The organism is Asticcacaulis sp. MM231 (genome assembly GCF_964186625.1).
Taxonomy (GTDB): domain Bacteria; phylum Pseudomonadota; class Alphaproteobacteria; order Caulobacterales; family Caulobacteraceae; genus Asticcacaulis.
The window spans coordinates 918,745-933,939 of the sequence record NZ_OZ075108.1 but is presented as its reverse complement, the minus strand read 5'-3'; the positions used below and the strand labels follow the sequence as shown (position 1 = coordinate 933,939).

The 15,195-nt window shown below is 59.6% G+C and carries 17 protein-coding genes and 1 tRNA gene; 9 read left to right on the top strand and 9 right to left on the bottom strand.

The window, feature by feature from the left end; genetic code table 11:
• Nucleotides 1-32 precede the first annotated feature (32 nt).
• The 5 genes from ABQ278_RS04435 to ABQ278_RS04415 are packed head-to-tail and all read right to left on the bottom strand — an operon-like array spanning nucleotide 33 to nucleotide 4,633.
• Nucleotides 33-710: a type 1 glutamine amidotransferase domain-containing protein gene (locus tag ABQ278_RS04435; protein ID WP_349321393.1), complete on the bottom strand. Its 678-nt coding sequence runs from the start codon at nucleotides 708-710 to the stop codon at nucleotides 33-35.
• A 60-nt stretch (nucleotides 711-770) separates the two neighbouring features.
• On the bottom strand, nucleotides 771-1,835 hold the full coding sequence (locus tag ABQ278_RS04430; protein WP_349321392.1) for a homocysteine S-methyltransferase family protein: 1,065 nt from the start codon (nucleotides 1,833-1,835) through the stop codon (nucleotides 771-773).
• Nucleotides 1,832-2,710: a subclass B3 metallo-beta-lactamase gene (gene bla / locus ABQ278_RS04425; protein WP_349321391.1), complete on the bottom strand. Its 879-nt coding sequence runs from the start codon at nucleotides 2,708-2,710 to the stop codon at nucleotides 1,832-1,834. Before bla ends, ABQ278_RS04430 begins: the two co-directional genes overlap by 4 nt.
• Complete coding sequence (metF, locus tag ABQ278_RS04420; protein WP_349321390.1) at nucleotides 2,707-3,624, bottom strand: methylenetetrahydrofolate reductase [NAD(P)H]; 918 nt, start codon at nucleotides 3,622-3,624, stop codon at nucleotides 2,707-2,709. The genes bla and metF overlap by 4 nt, the downstream gene beginning before the upstream one ends.
• Before the next feature lie 37 nt (nucleotides 3,625-3,661).
• Nucleotides 3,662-4,633, bottom strand: coding sequence for a metalloregulator ArsR/SmtB family transcription factor (locus ABQ278_RS04415; protein ID WP_349321389.1), 972 nt, complete (start codon nucleotides 4,631-4,633; stop codon nucleotides 3,662-3,664).
• A 135-nt stretch (nucleotides 4,634-4,768) separates the two neighbouring features.
• Here ABQ278_RS04415 and ABQ278_RS04410 point away from each other — a divergent pair, with 135 nt between their 5' ends.
• The 6 genes from ABQ278_RS04410 (at nucleotide 4,769) to ABQ278_RS04385 (ending at nucleotide 9,925) form a co-directional block, all read left to right on the top strand.
• Nucleotides 4,769-5,131, top strand: a complete 363-nt coding sequence (locus ABQ278_RS04410) for a DUF983 domain-containing protein (protein ID WP_349321388.1) — start codon at nucleotides 4,769-4,771, stop codon at nucleotides 5,129-5,131.
• A gap of 59 nt (nucleotides 5,132-5,190) precedes the next feature.
• Nucleotides 5,191-6,474, top strand: a complete 1,284-nt coding sequence (locus ABQ278_RS04405; RefSeq protein ID WP_349321387.1) for a M20/M25/M40 family metallo-hydrolase — start codon at nucleotides 5,191-5,193, stop codon at nucleotides 6,472-6,474.
• A gap of 91 nt (nucleotides 6,475-6,565) precedes the next feature.
• On the top strand, nucleotides 6,566-7,477 hold the full coding sequence (locus tag ABQ278_RS04400; protein WP_349321386.1) for an SIMPL domain-containing protein: 912 nt from the start codon (nucleotides 6,566-6,568) through the stop codon (nucleotides 7,475-7,477).
• A gap of 75 nt (nucleotides 7,478-7,552) precedes the next feature.
• Nucleotides 7,553-8,731, top strand: a complete 1,179-nt coding sequence (locus ABQ278_RS04395; protein ID WP_349321385.1) for a patatin-like phospholipase family protein — start codon at nucleotides 7,553-7,555, stop codon at nucleotides 8,729-8,731.
• Between the two features lie 130 nt (nucleotides 8,732-8,861).
• Nucleotides 8,862-9,674 (top strand): tetratricopeptide repeat protein, encoded by an 813-nt coding sequence (locus ABQ278_RS04390; protein ID WP_349321384.1) that lies wholly within the window; start codon nucleotides 8,862-8,864, stop codon nucleotides 9,672-9,674.
• A gap of 176 nt (nucleotides 9,675-9,850) precedes the next feature.
• A tRNA-Val gene (locus ABQ278_RS04385) sits at nucleotides 9,851-9,925 on the top strand.
• Between the two features lie 166 nt (nucleotides 9,926-10,091).
• Here the strand turns inward: ABQ278_RS04385 and ABQ278_RS04380 are convergent.
• Nucleotides 10,092-10,448, bottom strand: coding sequence for a response regulator (locus ABQ278_RS04380; RefSeq protein WP_026172656.1), 357 nt, complete (start codon nucleotides 10,446-10,448; stop codon nucleotides 10,092-10,094).
• A gap of 131 nt (nucleotides 10,449-10,579) precedes the next feature.
• On the opposite strand from ABQ278_RS04380, the gene ABQ278_RS04375 reads away from it, so the two are divergent.
• The gene (locus ABQ278_RS04375; protein ID WP_349321383.1) at nucleotides 10,580-11,476 is read left to right on the top strand and encodes an N-formylglutamate amidohydrolase; all 897 of its coding nucleotides are present in this window, start codon (nucleotides 10,580-10,582) and stop codon (nucleotides 11,474-11,476) included.
• Nucleotides 11,477-11,713: 237 nt separating this feature from the next.
• Here the strand turns inward: ABQ278_RS04375 and ABQ278_RS04370 are convergent, their stop codons facing one another.
• Nucleotides 11,714-12,538 carry a DUF599 family protein gene (locus ABQ278_RS04370; RefSeq protein ID WP_349321382.1) on the bottom strand — a complete coding sequence of 275 codons (825 nt, stop codon included), beginning with the start codon at nucleotides 12,536-12,538 and terminating at the stop codon, nucleotides 11,714-11,716.
• A gap of 171 nt (nucleotides 12,539-12,709) precedes the next feature.
• On the opposite strand from ABQ278_RS04370, the gene ppa reads away from it, so the two are divergent.
• Together ppa and ABQ278_RS04360 are read left to right on the top strand one after the other, a co-directional pair.
• Nucleotides 12,710-13,246, top strand: coding sequence for an inorganic diphosphatase (gene ppa / locus ABQ278_RS04365; protein ID WP_018080968.1), 537 nt, complete (start codon nucleotides 12,710-12,712; stop codon nucleotides 13,244-13,246).
• Between the two features lie 465 nt (nucleotides 13,247-13,711).
• Nucleotides 13,712-13,987 carry a hypothetical protein gene (locus tag ABQ278_RS04360; protein ID WP_349321381.1) on the top strand — a complete coding sequence of 92 codons (276 nt, stop codon included), beginning with the start codon at nucleotides 13,712-13,714 and terminating at the stop codon, nucleotides 13,985-13,987.
• A gap of 68 nt (nucleotides 13,988-14,055) precedes the next feature.
• On the opposite strand, the gene ABQ278_RS04355 is transcribed toward ABQ278_RS04360, so the two are convergent.
• Both ABQ278_RS04355 and ABQ278_RS04350 read right to left on the bottom strand, forming a co-directional pair.
• Nucleotides 14,056-14,235 carry a DUF1508 domain-containing protein gene (locus ABQ278_RS04355; protein WP_018080970.1) on the bottom strand — a complete coding sequence of 60 codons (180 nt, stop codon included), beginning with the start codon at nucleotides 14,233-14,235 and terminating at the stop codon, nucleotides 14,056-14,058.
• A 90-nt stretch (nucleotides 14,236-14,325) separates the two neighbouring features.
• The gene (locus ABQ278_RS04350) at nucleotides 14,326-15,195 is read right to left on the bottom strand and encodes a tetratricopeptide repeat protein (protein WP_349321380.1); all 870 of its coding nucleotides are present in this window, start codon (nucleotides 15,193-15,195) and stop codon (nucleotides 14,326-14,328) included.

Here is a 15,195-nt window from a genome sequence, read left to right as displayed (position 1 = left end):
GACCGATGCAACACCCTTTCGCGCTCCAGGCGTCAGGACTGAAGCAGGCCCAGAACAGCCTTGGCGCCCGCCTCGGAAGACGCCGGATTTTGACCTGTGACCAGAAGGCCGTCGGTCACGACATGAACACCCCAGTCAGCGCCCTTTTCATAGAGCCCGCCCCTGGCCGTCAATTCGTCTTCCACCAAGAAAGGCACCACGTCGGTCAGACCGACCGCATCTTCTTCGCTGTTGGTAAAGCCGGTGACGCGCTTGCCCTTGACCAGATAATCATCACCCGCCTTGACATGACGCAGAACGCCAGGCGCATGACAAACAGCGCCGACAGGCTTGCCGGCAGCGGCAAAGGCTTCGATCAGGGCGATGGAGGCCTTGTCCTCAGCCAGATCCCAAAGCGGACCATGACCACCGGGATAGAAAACGGCGTCAAAATCGGCCGCCTTGACGTCGGCGAGCTTGGTAGTGTGCGCCAGCACAGCCTGTGCCGCGCTGTCCGCCTTGAAGCGTACGGTCGCCTCGGTCTGGCCGGACGGCTCATCGCTTTTCGGATCCAGCGGCGGCTGGCCGCCCTTGGGCGACGCGACCGTGATCTCTGCGCCGGCATCGAGGAAGGTATAGTAGGGCGCCACATATTCTTCGAGCCAGAAGCCGGTCTTTTTCCCGGTGTCGCCCAATTGATCATGCGAGGTCAGAACCATAAGTATTTTCATGAAAAACGTCCTTTAAGGCCCCCGCCCTCACCTAGATGGTGACGAAGAAGCGCCACGCAACTAACTTAATTCAAAAGGTTCAAGGCCCGAAAGGCGCAAGGCCTTGGGGCGTTCGGGTATCTGACGAGGCGCCACATCGCGCACCTCGTCCGCCACATGTTTGATGTGATCCGGCGTCGTGCCGCAGCAACCGCCAAGGATATTGACGATACCGTCCTTGGCCCACTCGTGCAGTTCGTGCGAGGTTTCGTGCGGCTGCTCGTCATACTGGCCCATGGCGTTGGGCAGGCCGGCATTGGGATAGGCGGCGACGAGGCAATCGGCGACGCGCGCCATTTCGGCGATGTGCGGACGCATCAGGTCGGCGCCCAGGGCGCAGTTAAAGCCAACGGCGAAGGGCTTGGCGTGCTTGACCGAGTTCCAGAAGGCTTCGGCGGTCTGGCCCGAAAGCGTGCGGCCCGAACGGTCGGTGATGGTGCCGGAAATCCAGATCGGCAGGGTCTCCTGGCCCTCCTCCTCCAGATCCAGAATAGCCTTGATCGCCGCCTTGCAGTTCAGCGTGTCGGTGATGGTCTCGATGAGATAGAGATCGACCCCGCCCTCATAGAGTGCCGCCACCTGCTCACGATAGGCCTGATAGACCTGATCGAAGGTCACCAGACGCGCGCCCGGATCGTTCACATCGGACGACATGGACAGCATCTTGTTGAGGGGCCCGATCGAACCGGCCACAAAGCGCGGCTTGTGCGGCTCTTTCAAAGTCCATTCATCGGCCTTCGCACGGGCGATCTTCGCGCCTTCGCGATTGATGTCAATGACGGCCTGCAGGTCGAGATGATAGTCGTCCTGCGCGATGGTGGTGGCCGAAAAGGTATTGGTTTCCGAGATATCGGCGCCGGCGGCATAATACTGATCGTGCAGATCGGCGATGATGTCTGGCCGCGTCAGGCACAGGATATCGTTATTGCCCTTCATCTGGCCTTTATGGCCCTTGAAGCGCTCACCGAGAAAGTCTTCTTCAGACAGTTCGCGGCGCTGGATCATCACGCCCCACGAGCCGTCGAGAATCAGGATGCGCTCTTTCGCGGCCTGTTTCAGCGCGGCGATATGGTCTGTGCGGTTCATTGTGCAGTTCCTTTTCGGCCGGTCGCCTTACGGCGCGCCTTGGCCAGTTCGGTATTAAAGTCGGCTTCTGATTCCTTGATAAACGCCGGCAGAGCGCGCGGATCGACAAAGGCATCTGGTTTACCAGCCACTTGCGCGGCGCGTTTGACGTCCATATCGGCAAGCTCAGGATGATTGACAAGGAAGACGTCAGCCTTAGTCGCTTTCAAGCGCTTCAAACTGAGCCGATAATCGTCGGCAATGCCCGGATAGGCCTTATTGCCGACCAGCACGTTGCCGGCAATCGAGGTCGAGCCAAAGAAGATCACCGTGCGCGACACGCCCTTGTCGTCCACCACCATGGTCCAGCTTGTACAGCCGCGCGTATGGCCGGGCGTCATATGCGCCGTCAGCACCACGACGCCCAGCGTAAGCGTTCCACCTTCGCCGATCTCACGATCCGCGGCGATGGCCGGAAAGCTGCCCCCACCATAGACATTGTCGCCGACATGGACACCGTGTTCCAGACCGTAGCGGTCGCCGGCGCTGGCAATGAAGATAGCGCCTGTATCCGCCTTGAGCTTTGCCAAACCACCGACATGATACCAATGGGCATGGGTCTCGACGATGTATTTGATATCTTTAAGCTTGAAACCCAGTGAGACGATATTGGCTTCAACCACCTTGGCGCCTTTCTCGGTGGCACCATCGATCAGGATGTGCCCCTGCGGGGTCGTGATCAGGTAAACACCGATACCGCGGGTGCCCACATACCAGACGTTGCCCATCACATTGTAGGGCGCATGCGGATCATCCCACCCACGCTCATCGGCAACGGCGCAAACCGGAACCATCAGGGCAAACAGCAGGGCTATAGCCAGGAAAAATTGCTTCATGCGGTTTGCAATCCCAATATCCGCCCGATGGCAAACACAAGATCGGCGCGATTGAGCGTATAGAAGTGGAAGTTTTCCACCCCTTCGCGCTCAAGCCCCAGACACATCTCCACCGCCACGGCCGAGGCCAGCAGCTTGCGCGTTTCGGCGTCGTCGTCGAGCCCCTCGAACAAGCGCTCCATCCAGCCGGGCACTGCCGCTTCGCACGCCGCCGCCATCCGGCGCAGGCCCTTGAAATTGGTCACCGGCATGATGCCCGGCGTAAGGTCGATACGAATGCCGGCGTCGGCCACCGCGTCACGGTAACGCAGGAAGGTATGCGGCTCGAAGAAGAACTGGCTGATGCCGCGTGTGGCGCCGGCATCGACCTTCTGGCGCAGGACATCGAGATCGAAATCAAGTGATGGCGATTGCGGGTGCTTTTCCGGATAGACCCCGACGCTGACCTCGAAATCGCCGATCTTTTTGATGGCGGCAGTCAGTTCGGTGGCGTTTTGGTAGCCATCAGCGCGTGGCGTGTAATCGCCGAAACCTGTAGGGGGATCACCGCGCAGCGACACGATATGGCGCACGCCGGCCTCCCAGTAGCCACGGATCACCTCATCGACCTCTTCGCGCGAGGCATCGACGCAGGTCAGGTGAGCTGCCGGCTTGAGGTGCGTCTCGTCGAGGATGCGCTTGACCGTGCGGTGCGTGCGCTCGCGGGTCGAACCACCGGCGCCATAGGTCACCGAGACAAACTCAGGGTTTAGCGGCGCAAGGCGTCGGATCGACTCCCACAATGTGGTCTCCATCTCTTCCGACTTGGGCGGGAAAAATTCAAACGACACCTTCAGGTTCTGGCCGCCGCCGGCGAGCGAACGCGCGATCGGGGCCAGATCGGAGGTGAGATTGGGGTTCAGCGAGGGGCTCATAATATTTGGTCTCAATTCAGCCTGTGAAGGCGACAGATCAGAGGGTCTTTTCGGCGAGCCATATCTTGACGGTCAGGCCGACGCGGCTGGGTCCGGATCTGGCTTTCGGCGGCAGGGCGACCGATGCACTCAGCGTCAGGCCCGCGGCGTCCAGCCAGCTTCGCATGTCCTCGTCCAGCATGCCGAGGCGACGGTGCTGATACTGTTCACGCATGATTTCGAAATTATGATGCTCGAAATCGGCGATCAGCAAGCTGCCGCCGGGTTTGAGCAGGCGGGAGGCCTCAGTGATGGCGCGCCCAGGATCGGCCAGGAAGTGCAGCACCTGATGGACCACCACCAGATCGGCCGACTGCGCCGGCAGGCGGGTATCGTAAATATCGCCGTGGCGGAAATCGACGCCCTCAAGCCGGGCCTCGAAGGCCTTCGAGCGGGCGATGTTGAGCATGTGCTGCGACAGGTCGATGCCGATAGCCGATTTTGCGCGGGCCGCCAACAGGGTCAGCATACGGCCGGAACCCGTGCCGAGATCGATCAGGGCATTGATTGGCCGGTCGCCCAGCGCCTTGACCACCGCCGCCTCGACATCGGCCTCGGAAACATAATGGCTGCGAATCTCGTCCCACTTCGGCGCGATCGTCTCGAAGTAACCTTCCGCCGACTTGCGCCTTGATTGCCGCACCGCTTCAAGCTGCTGCAGGTCTTCGCCATAGGCGTCATCGAGCTGATGAAGGATGGCATCGACCAGCGGGCGGATAGTGGGGGCCGACGACAAGCGGTAAAACACCCAGGCGCCATCGGGGAAACGCTCGATCAGGCCGGCCTCGCTCATCAGTTTGAGGTGGCGCGAGATGCGTGGCTGGCTTTGGCTGAGGATCGACACCAGTTCCATCACGGACAACTCCTCACGCGCCAGCAAGCGCAACAGACGCAGACGCGTCGGCTCGCCCGCAGCCTTCAGCGCTTCGAGCAGAGTATTGAAATCGGTTTTGACATGATGAGATAACATATAACCATATAAAGATATCTTTATATGGCATGCAAGCGTTTTTTGGATGCACCCAAAATTAGGTGCGTCAGCTTAACGCATGGCAATTTTGCTCTTTATATACCATTATGAGGTTTCAGCATAGAAAGTATCCCTATGAGAAATGGCGTCAAACTGACCACAGCCCTGTTGCGCGGCCTCCAGCGCAAGTGCCCGTGCTGTGGCGAAGCGCCGGCGTTTCGCGGCTATCTCAAGGTGGTTGATGCGTGCAGCCATTGCCAGACTCCGCTCAGCCTCTACCCCACCGATGACGGCCCGGCCTATGTCACCATGATTCTGGTTGGCCACCTGATCATCGCGCCGGCCTTCATGTTCGGCTTCTTCTATGAATATCCACTTCAGGTCGTGGTGCCCACCATGGTGATCTCGCTTGGACTCGTCACCATGGCCGCCCTGCCCTATGTCAAGGGCGCCTTCCTCAGCCTGATGTGGTATCTAGGCCTGAAACAGGCGCGCTAAAGCTTGCCCATCACTCCTTTATCTGCCAGCTTTATGCAGCAGTTCATCAGGGGAAGCGCATGATCACCGGCAAGTCCATCACACTTATGTGCCTTCTGGGCGTCATCGCCCTGCCCATCCATGCCGCTGATTCTTATGAGGCCGCCGCGAAGCGCCTGTTCGCCAGCCCCGGGATCGCCGCCGCCAAAGCGCACCTGACCAGCGATTATCCCCGCATTGTCGACGATATCGTCACCCTGACCGAAATCCCAGCCCCGCCCTTCAAGGAGCAGGCGCGCGCCGAGGCCTTCATGGCACTGTTGAAATCCCACGGCCTGAGCGATGTCCGCATGGATGCCGAGGGCAATGTCATGGGTCTGCGCAAGGGCACTGGCGGCGGCCCGCTTGTGGCGGTCGGCGCGCACCTCGATACGGTCTTCCCCGAAGGCACCGATGTTAAGGTCAGGCGCACGTCGACCCGACTGAGCGCGCCCGGTATCGGCGACGACACCTCCAGCCTGGGCGTCATGCTCGGCCTGATCCGGGCGCTTGATGCCGCTGCCATCACCACGAAGGGCGACATCCTGTTCGTCGGCGATGTCGGCGAAGAAGGCCTGGGCGACCTGCGCGGGGTCCGCTACCTGTTCACCAAGGGCGATTACGCCGGCAAGATCGACGCCTTCATCGCGCTTGAACCCGGCGGCTTACGCCCGCTGATGACCGGCGCGCTCGGCTCCAAGCGTTACCGCGCCACCTTCTCCGGCCCCGGCGGCCATTCGATGCTCGATTTTGGCATCGTCAACCCCGCCTACGCCATGGGCGACGCCATCACCCGCTTCGCTGCCACGAAAGCGCCTCCCGGCCACGGCACGGTCTTTAATGTCGGCATTGTCGAAGGCGGCACCTCGGTCAATTCGATTCCGTCACAGGTCTCGATGTCGGTCGATATGCGCTCAGAAGACGTAACCTCGCTAAAAGATCTGGAAACCGGCTTCCTCGCCAAGGTCAAGGACGCTGTGACCGCCGAAAACGCCCGCCGCTCAACCGCCAAGGGGGCCATCACCCTCAAGCTCGACGTTATCGGCGACCGCCCGGTGGCCAAGATCGACCCGCAGGCGCCGATCATCCGGACGGCCGCCGCGGCCATCGCCGTCAATGGCGGCAAGGTGGCTTACGAGGCCAGTTCGACCGACGCCAACCTGCCAATGAGCCTCGGCATCCCCACAACCACGCTCGGTTCCGGCTTTTCGGTCAAGGGGATGCACTCGCCCGAGGAAGATCTCGATCTCCAGCCGGAAGCCGACATAAAGGCCATGGTCACCACGCTTGGCACCATCCTCCTGCTGGCCGACAGCAAAAAATAGGACAGCTTTATTCCACGCGTCTGGAAAGGTCTAAGTTTCGCCGTAAGGCGGTGGTGATATGCCTCAAACAACAACCAGAGAGGGCTCATCCATGCGTACATTCCTGCTTTTAAGCGTCACGGCGGGCCTTCTGGCCGCCACCGGCACCACGGCCTTAGCCCAAAGCCAGACCGCGCCTGTCGCCGCCTCGCCCTATGACAAGGCGCCATGGTGGATGAAGGAAAGCGTCATTACCCAGACCGGCTACGTCTATACCGAGGTGCCGGCCAACCGCGCCAGTTTCTCGGCCACCTTCCTGACCGTGGCCGATACGGCGGAAAAGGCCCAGGCCCAGGCGATCGCCCAGACGCGCGGCCTCAATCAGGCCCTGGCCAAGCTTGGCTCCGACAAGGTGCGGATCACCACCAGCTTCTCGATGCGCGCGCTCTATGAGCAGTACCGCGACAAGAACGGCAACAAAATCGAAGACCAGCGCGGCGACAAGATCGACAAGTATCAGGTGTCGCTCAACCTGTCGGTCGAGGTGCGCGACACCGCCCAGTTAGAGAAGGCCTATGCACTGGTGCTGGCGGCGGCCCCCACCTCGTCAACGCCAATCAGTTTCAGCCTGCAGGCCGATAACGCCACCAACACCTGGCTCTATACCGAGGCCACCAAGGACGCCCACACCCGCGCCCTGCAATCGGCGGCGGCGGCGGGTGGCAAGCTCGGCGGCATCAAGGTGATCGACCCGACCGGCCGCGCCTGCGAGACCGATATCCTCGCCCGCGCCCCGGAAGGAAGCTGGGATAATACCCAGGCTCGGGAGGTAGAAGTGATGGTGACTGGCACGCGTGCCAATGCCCCGGCGCCACCACCCGCGCCCATGGCCATGGCCATGGCGGATTATGCGCCCGGCTCGGCTGAATATCTTGAAGCCAAGGCGCTGCAAAACCCGTTTATTCAGGTTCCGCCGCTGCAACGGCTCGACGCCAAGTCCTGCGTGGTCTACGGCCTGAACTGATCGCGCCTTGAATTTAACTTATTGCAGTGCAATATAATCCCGGTATCGCGTTCCTGATATCGGGATTTTTGTGCCATGTCGTTTGAAAAAGACCTCCCCGTTCCCTCCGATCCTGTCGTTGATCAGACCTACGACCAGACCGTGCTCGTGCTGCAAGGCGGCGGCGCGCTGGGCGCCTATCAGGCCGGCGCTTACGAGGTGCTGCACGAAAACGGCGTCGAGCCCGACTGGATCGCCGGCATCTCCATCGGCGCCATCAACGCCGCCATCATCGCCGGCAACGCGCCGGAACACCGCATCGACCATCTGCGCGCCTTCTGGAATGAAATCGGCACCACCGTGCCCGGCGAAGCCCTCGCCAGCAAGCACGATGTCAGCGACCTGAGCTTCCGCCAGATGAGCGGCCTGATGAGTTTGATGGCGGGGGTGAAAAACTTCTACCGTCCATGGTTCTTCCTGCCGTGGTTCAACAAGCGCGGCACGCCCGAAGCCACCAGCTTTTACGACACCGCACCTTTGCGCGAAACGCTTTTGCGCCATGTCGATTTCGACCGCATCAACAACGGCACAACCCGCCTGAGCCTGGGCGCCGTCCACATCCGTTCGGGCAATTTCGTCTATTTCGACAGCCGCGATCAGGTCATACGGCCCGAGCACGTTATGGCCAGCGCCGCCCTGCCGCCCGGTTTCCCGGCGGTCTATATCGATGGCGAGCCCTACTGGGACGGTGGCCTCGTCTCCAACACCCCGCTCAGCTATGTGCTTGATGCCGGCGTGGCGAAAGACACCCTCATCTTCCAGATCGACCTGTTCAGCGCCGAAGGCCCCGACCCGGCCACGATGGACGAGGTGCAGGAACGGATGAAGGACATCACCTATTCGAGCCGCACCCGCCTGAATACCGATGCCTTCCTGGAAAAGTACCGCCTGCGCCAGGCCATCCGCCAACTGGCCGCCCATGTACCGCCCGATTTGCTTGAAAGCATCTGTGGCACGAAGCAGGCTGATCTCAATGGCGGGCGCGTTAGTCTGGTCCACCTCATCAATCGCCAGAACCGTCGAGAAATCCAGTCCAAGGACTATGAGTTCTGGCAGGTATCGATCGACGAGCACTGGAAGGACGGCATGAAGGACGCGCGCGTCGCCATGGCCGAAAGAAGCTGGCGCACCTTCAGCGATCCTGACGCCGGCCTTGCGGTTTATGACTATATCCGTCCGGAATCGCACAAACTGCCGCTCAAACTGTGGCCCTAAAGCCACGCATTGTGACCGAAATGCTTACCGCGGCGCACAATGGCCAAATACCTGCGCGTCGCTACTGGCAGAAATTGACACATCGCTCCATATAACCGGCAGTATCGTAATCGACGGCCGGAGGCGTGTTATGAAGTATCACAGTGCAATCGCCGGCCTTATGACCGCTGCATTTCTGAGCTTAAGCGCCCCCGCCTTCGCGCAAACCCCGACCAAACAAACCTGCGGCACCTCGCAGACCGTAACGCAGGCCGCCGATATCAGCGATCTGAAAGCCCGGGCCGAGGCCGGCGATGCGATGGCGCAGACCGAACTCGGCATGGCCTACTGCATGGGCTACGGCGTCGCGGTCGATACCGACAAGGCGCTAGCATGGACGCTGAAGGCGGCCGAGCAGGGCTATGTCGGCGCGGAATATAATCTCGGCGTCGCCTATGATAATGGCCTGACCGTCAAGGCTGATCCGGCGCAGGCTTTTCTCTGGTACAAGAAGGCGGCCGAACAGGGCTACGACATCGCCCAGTTCAATATCGCCACCATGTACGAGAATGGCGAAGGCGTAACGAGAGATATCGCGCAGGCCGTTGTCTGGTATAAAAAATCGGCGGCGCAAAACTACGCACCGGCCCAGTATAATCTCGGCAATATGTATTTTGTCGGCCGCGATGTGCCGCGTGACGAAGCGCAAGGCGTGGCCCTTATCACCAGCGCCGCGAAGCAGGGCCTGCCGCTGGCGCAGAGCCGCCTCGCCGATCTCTATTATCTGGGCGAAGGCGTCAAACAGGACAAGGTGCAGGCCTATGCCTGGGCGCTGCTGGCTGCCGATGGTGGCGATGAGAATGCCGACAAACTGCTCGATATCATGGACAATGCCCGCGCCCTGAGCGACGACGATCGCCGTCAGGCCGGTGCCTTAGCCGATCAATACGTGGCGATGCAGTAGATCTTAACGTCGGCCGCCTCTGTCTGATGCGGCGCAAACCCTTGCCTGCAAGGAACAGTCCCCTGTTAAAAGGCCCTTTTCGCCTTTTCCCCAAAAAAACTGTTCGAGGCGCTTGCTAACCGGCAAAGGCTTGGCTATACACCCGCTCTCCCTCACGGGGTTCTTCCAATGAAGATGGGCGCTTAGCTCAGCGGGAGAGCACTTCGTTGACATCGAAGGGGTCACAGGTTCAATCCCTGTAGCGCCCACCATCTTCAGTAAAAAAGGCGTCTGGTTCCGACCAGACGCCTTTTTTGTTGTTCTGAGGGGATGAACGCTTAAGCCACTTACACCGCTATAAGACGTTCGACCTTGGTAACGATCTCGCGCACCGCCCTCAAGCAACGCAGCACTAAGGCAAGCAAAAAGCATTTGCGCCTAAGCAGCGATAAGACGCTCGACTTCGGTGACGATCTCGCGCAGATGCACCGGCTTTTCCAGCACCTTGGCGTTCGGCGAAGCCTTTTGCGCATTGAGCGCCACGGCGGCGAAACCCGTGATGAACATGATCTTGAGATCCGGCTGCAATTGCGCCGCGCGCTTGGCCACCTCAATGCCGTCAGCGCCGGGCATGACAATATCGGTCAGCAGCAGATCATAAGGGCCCTGGTCGAGCGCCAGAATGGCGGTATCGCCATCGGGACAACTCACCACGTCGTAGCCGGCGCGCTGCAGAGCGCGCGTCAGGAAGCTGCGGACAGAATCTTCGTCTTCGGCGAGTAGAATTTTTTTCATCACTTCGGTCATCAGGGAGCCCCATGCGCCATTGGCATCATATCCGCGAATGCGCAGAAGTCACTATCTTTGCCGCAGGCGTGTAAATTTGAGGTGAAGACGTGACAGGAATGTCCTACTAAAGTGCTAATATGAGCGCGGTCGAAACCTCCCCCTGGCACCTTGTCCACCATGTCGAACACACCCCCCTGGTCGTCAGGCCGGGTATCGGCGCACCCGCGGGTGCGTCTCGCGTGGTCTACAGCCTGCCGCACAGCGGGCGCTACTATCCGGAAAGCTTTATCGCCGAGGCGCGGCAAAGCCCGCTGGGACTGCGCGCCAGCGAGGACGCCTTTGTCGATGACATGGTGGGGCTGTCGCCGGAACTTGGCGTCTACGGTGTGGCCAGCCGCTATGCGCGCGCCTTTTGCGACGTCAACCGCAGCGCGCTCGAACTGGACGCCCGCCTGATCCGCGGCGACCTGCCCAAGGCGGCCTTAAGCCTTAGCGCGCGCGTCAAGGCGGGTTTTGGCGTCATCGCCCGCCGCCTGAGCGTCGATCAGGACATCTATCGCCAGCCGCTCGACATGGCCGAGGTCAACCGCCGCCTCGACCTGATCCACCGCCCCTATCATTATGCGCTGCGAGCCTTGCTGAGCGAAGCCAAACTGGCACGAAGCGACAGCGCGCCCGTTCTCCTGATCGACTGGCATTCGATGCCGAGCGCCGCGCTCAATCATTTCCGCGCCGGCGAGCCGAAGCCGGACATCGTGCTGGGCAATCGCCACGGCGAAACCTGTTCGGACGGACTGGTGCGCAAGGTGCGAGGCGTGCTGGAAGGCGCAGGCCTGCGCGTCGGCCTCAACAAGCCGTTTGCCGGCGGCTATATCGTTGAGACCTATGGCCGGCCGCAGGCAGGCATCGAAGCGCTGCAGATCGAGATCAACCGCGCCCTCTATATGGATGAAGCGCTTGTGACCCCCCATGCAGGCGCCGAGCGACTCAAGGGCATCTTCCGCACCCTGACCGAAAAACTCATCACATCCTGATCCTGGCCGTAGCCTGAACCTCCCGCGACCTGAACCTTAAGGCAAAAAAAAAGCCGCGCTCTACGGCGCGGCAAAGTCTACAGGGAGGAAACGCCCAGGAAGGGCATCAGCGCCTAAGCGCCGAACAACTTAAATTTAGTTTGCGGTGCGAAAGATTGCAAGTCCAAATATAAGACAATTGGATCACGTATAGTTACAAGACGAAGCGGGCTCACGCTTTGACTGTGAAGACTGGTTTCAATAGCCACCTTTCGCATTGTGCGATGCAGCATTTTCTTTCTTGTTTTGCGCAGATGCGGGATCATCCGGTGAATTGATCGGGCGCGGCGGGGTCGGATACGGGTGCTCCTCCAGCAATTCACGCAACTGGCGCAAGCCGCGCGCCGACTGCGAGCGCGACTGGCGCCATCCCAGCAGAATCACGGCCCCCACACTGGCGATGCTGAGATAGATGGGTCCCCACAGCCAGGCCGCAGCCGCCAGTGAGAAGTAATAGGCGCGCACGCCTTGCGAGAAGCTGGTCATGGCCGGCTCCAGAATATTGGTGACGGCATTGCCGAACTTGGCGGCGGTGTCGGCGTCCATGTTTTCCGGCAGGGATCCCATGGCGGCGGCGCAATAGTTCATCTGGCGCAAAGACCAGATGAAATCGAGCAGACCCCGCGACAGGCAGACCAGCACAAGCGCCAGCTTGATTTGGAAAAGCTGGGTGGAGGAAACATCGAAACCCAGGGCCGTCATGGATTTGAGCGGCAAATGACCACCGAACAGCACGCCGGCGACGGCGGCGATCAGCAGCAGATTGGCCGAGGAAAAGTTGGTGGCCGAATTAACGGCGTGCGCCATCAGGTTGGAATCGAACAGCTTGACCTCACGCACGGTCATTTCCTTCATCCAGGCCCGACGCACCACGCTCATATCCTTGGTGATCAGGCCACGGCTCTTGGAAATGCGGCGCAGGAAGGGTTCATAACCGAGCCAGCAGAAGACGAAGATAGCCAGGCCCGCGATATCAAGGGGGCTGTTCTTCGCCGCGTCGATCAAGGTGTTGAGGAGGGACATGACGATCTCTGGAGCGAATGGAGCAGGAAGCAACACCTATAAGGCGCTTCTACCCCCTCTGTAATAGGTATTGTCGGAAAAGTTTGGCTTTTTATGGTTTCTTCGCTTGTGCGAAACATGCCCAGCGCTTATGAAAGCGCACCCTTTTTGGCTCCAGATCAAAGTCACATAATGAATATCGATAAAATCTCCGTTGGCCCGAACGCACCCTGGGACGTCCACGCTGTTATCGAAATACCGCAAGGCGGTATGCCGGTGAAGTACGAAATGGACAAGGATTCCGGCGCTCTGTTCGTCGACCGCTTCCTTTATACCTCGATGTACTATCCGGGTAACTACGGCTTCATCCCCCACACCCTGGCTGACGATGGCGATCCGTGCGACGTCATGGTGGTGGGCCCGACACCGGTCTATCCGGGCGTTGTCATCCGCGTGCGCCCGATCGGCGCGCTGATCATGGAAGACGAAGCCGGCAAGGACGAAAAGATCCTGGCCGTGCCGGTCGATAAGCTGCACCCCTATTACACCAACGTGCAGAGCTATCGCCAGATGCCGTCGATCCTGATCGACCAGATCACCCACTTCTTTGCTCACTACAAGGATTTGGAAAAGAACAAGATGACCCATGTGACCGGTTGGGTCGAGCCTGAAGAGGCCGCACAACTGATCCGTGACGGCCAGGAACGCCTGGCCCGTAAGGTCGGCTAGGTCTTTTCTGACAAACACACTGAAGCAAAGCCGGTGCGTTCACGTACCGGCTTTGCTTTTGCGGCCCGCTCTGCCCTGAAGAGCGGCGACGACAAAACCGTCCCATATTAAGCGTAGAAAGCGGAATAAGGACACATTTAAGACATATTTGAAAGAACGATCGAAGGGATGCGTTGATAAACTTTCCTAAAATGCAAAATATTATATAAAATGACAGCGCTATCAAACAATAAAATCCATTAAATCATACAAATGAAAAAATATTCTCTCGCCTGGCGCGAAAAAAGCCATGCAATACAGACAGATGGTGTGCAGGGGATACAGAGCGGTAGGGGTGTAATGGCTGCATTTGAACACATTTATCGCTATAATGAGCATGATTAAGCGTATGCGTTTAGGGTCTGGACGTGCCTTGTGTGTTTGGCGTCCTCAGTTTCGGCCCGACTAGAGAGTCCGTATCAACCCATGTCAAAAAAGAAAATGATGGCTAATTCCTCCTCGAATGTGGCCTCGCGTCTCTATGCTCTGGCCGTCGCACGCGACACCGCCAACCTGGTTGACGCCGATGCCGCCCTGGCGCTCGCACGCGCTTCCACCCGCACCCTGATGGCCTTGTCGCCACAGGCGGCGTTGTTGATGCGCAGCTTTGCCCAGGAAGAAATCGATCGTTTGTCGATGGAGTGCACCGAAGAATTGCAAGGGTCGATCGCCCTTATCCAGGATGCGCTCACCATGGCCTGATGGCCGTGCTCAATCGTTTGCCTAAACAAAAGGCGCCTCGTTCACGGGGCGCCTTTGCTCTGTCCGGCTCAGTCGGTCTGATCGTCGACCTCGGCGTTCGGGCCGTTTTTAAGCACCGAATCGATGGCGTTCTTGGCCGAGGCCTTTGAGCTGTAACCTTCGGTCCACCAGATGCTTTCGCCATTATAGGTGAAATAGGCGACGAACTCGCCAGCCTTGTTCTTGCGGATTTCAAACTTGTGGGCCATGTCGCACTCCCTTGTTTTTGCGTAATATGGATCCGCATTTCGTCCAGTGCGCGAAGCCTTGTCAAGGCACTAAGATGTGATGGTTTTGCGTCAGGACGCCTTGGCCGGATGCGCCGTTTTCCACGCCGCAGCGCGCTTTTCACCCTCGGCGACCTCAGCCGGTTTCAACTGCGGCCTCAGCCAGTCCAGCGCCGAATTGACGTCCTCACGCTTGGGATCTGCGAGCAGCAACCACTTATAAGCTTCGGCGCGATCCTGAGTGACGCCGCGACCGCTGTAATACATATAGCTGTAATCGAGTAGCGAGCGCGTATCGCCCTCCTCCGCTGCCTTGCCCAGCCATTGCAGCGCCTTGGTGTCGTCCTTCAGACGGCTGTAATGACTATAATAGAGATTGCCGAGCGCGGCGCTCGAACCTTTGACGCCTTGCGCTGATGCCTTAAGCAGCCAGGTTGCAGCCTCTTCGTACTGCCCTGCCCCCGCCAGATTACGCCCGAAGATCAGTTGCGCCTTGCCATCGCCGGCCGCTGCAGCCTCGCCCATCAGCTTGTCGGCGCGCTGGATATCGGGCTCCCCCTTGCCCCGACCGATGCCGATATCCGCCGCCAGCTTGCGCTTGGCCTCCGCACTGCCGGCATCGCTGGCCTTCTGATACCAGGCAATCGCCTGATCGCCCGCCTCTTCGGTCGTGAGGGTGTCGTAATGGTCACCGAGCGCCAGCATGGCCTTGACGTGCCCCTTGGCGGCGGCTTTTTCAAACCAGGCCACCGCCTTATCGCCCTGCGCCTTGAGGCCGAGTTGATACAAGGCCTCTGGATCACCGGTCTGCGCCTTGATCTGCTGCACGATAGCGTTTTCGCCGGTCTTCCAGTTGTGGCTGGCCGCAAATATGCCCCCTGCCACCACCGCCAGCACGATCAGCGTGATGATAAATCCGCCCGAACCGTTCTTCTTTTTCAT

What these genes read in the sequence shown, in the direction of transcription:
- ABQ278_RS04350 (WP_349321380.1), bottom strand. Translation starts at nt 15,195, where the DNA reads ATGAAAAAGAAGAACGGTTCGGGCGGATTTATCATCACGCTGATCGTG.
- ABQ278_RS04395 (WP_349321385.1), top strand. Translation starts at nt 7,553, where the DNA reads ATGTCGTTTGAAAAAGACCTCCCCGTTCCCTCCGATCCTGTCGTTGAT.
- ABQ278_RS04370 (WP_349321382.1), bottom strand. Translation starts at nt 12,538, where the DNA reads ATGTCCCTCCTCAACACCTTGATCGACGCGGCGAAGAACAGCCCCCTT.
- ABQ278_RS04390 (WP_349321384.1), top strand. Translation starts at nt 8,862, where the DNA reads ATGAAGTATCACAGTGCAATCGCCGGCCTTATGACCGCTGCATTTCTG.
- ABQ278_RS04415 (WP_349321389.1), bottom strand. Translation starts at nt 4,633, where the DNA reads ATGTTATCTCATCATGTCAAAACCGATTTCAATACTCTGCTCGAAGCG.
- ABQ278_RS04410 (WP_349321388.1), top strand. Translation starts at nt 4,769, where the DNA reads ATGAGAAATGGCGTCAAACTGACCACAGCCCTGTTGCGCGGCCTCCAG.
- ABQ278_RS04375 (WP_349321383.1), top strand. Translation starts at nt 10,580, where the DNA reads ATGAGCGCGGTCGAAACCTCCCCCTGGCACCTTGTCCACCATGTCGAA.
- ppa (WP_018080968.1), top strand. Translation starts at nt 12,710, where the DNA reads ATGAATATCGATAAAATCTCCGTTGGCCCGAACGCACCCTGGGACGTC.
- ABQ278_RS04430 (WP_349321392.1), bottom strand. Translation starts at nt 1,835, where the DNA reads ATGAACCGCACAGACCATATCGCCGCGCTGAAACAGGCCGCGAAAGAG.
- ABQ278_RS04380 (WP_026172656.1), bottom strand. Translation starts at nt 10,448, where the DNA reads ATGAAAAAAATTCTACTCGCCGAAGACGAAGATTCTGTCCGCAGCTTC.
- bla (WP_349321391.1), bottom strand. Translation starts at nt 2,710, where the DNA reads ATGAAGCAATTTTTCCTGGCTATAGCCCTGCTGTTTGCCCTGATGGTT.
- ABQ278_RS04400 (WP_349321386.1), top strand. Translation starts at nt 6,566, where the DNA reads ATGCGTACATTCCTGCTTTTAAGCGTCACGGCGGGCCTTCTGGCCGCC.
- ABQ278_RS04360 (WP_349321381.1), top strand. Translation starts at nt 13,712, where the DNA reads ATGTCAAAAAAGAAAATGATGGCTAATTCCTCCTCGAATGTGGCCTCG.
- ABQ278_RS04405 (WP_349321387.1), top strand. Translation starts at nt 5,191, where the DNA reads ATGATCACCGGCAAGTCCATCACACTTATGTGCCTTCTGGGCGTCATC.
- ABQ278_RS04435 (WP_349321393.1), bottom strand. Translation starts at nt 710, where the DNA reads ATGAAAATACTTATGGTTCTGACCTCGCATGATCAATTGGGCGACACC.
- metF (WP_349321390.1), bottom strand. Translation starts at nt 3,624, where the DNA reads ATGAGCCCCTCGCTGAACCCCAATCTCACCTCCGATCTGGCCCCGATC.
- ABQ278_RS04355 (WP_018080970.1), bottom strand. Translation starts at nt 14,235, where the DNA reads ATGGCCCACAAGTTTGAAATCCGCAAGAACAAGGCTGGCGAGTTCGTC.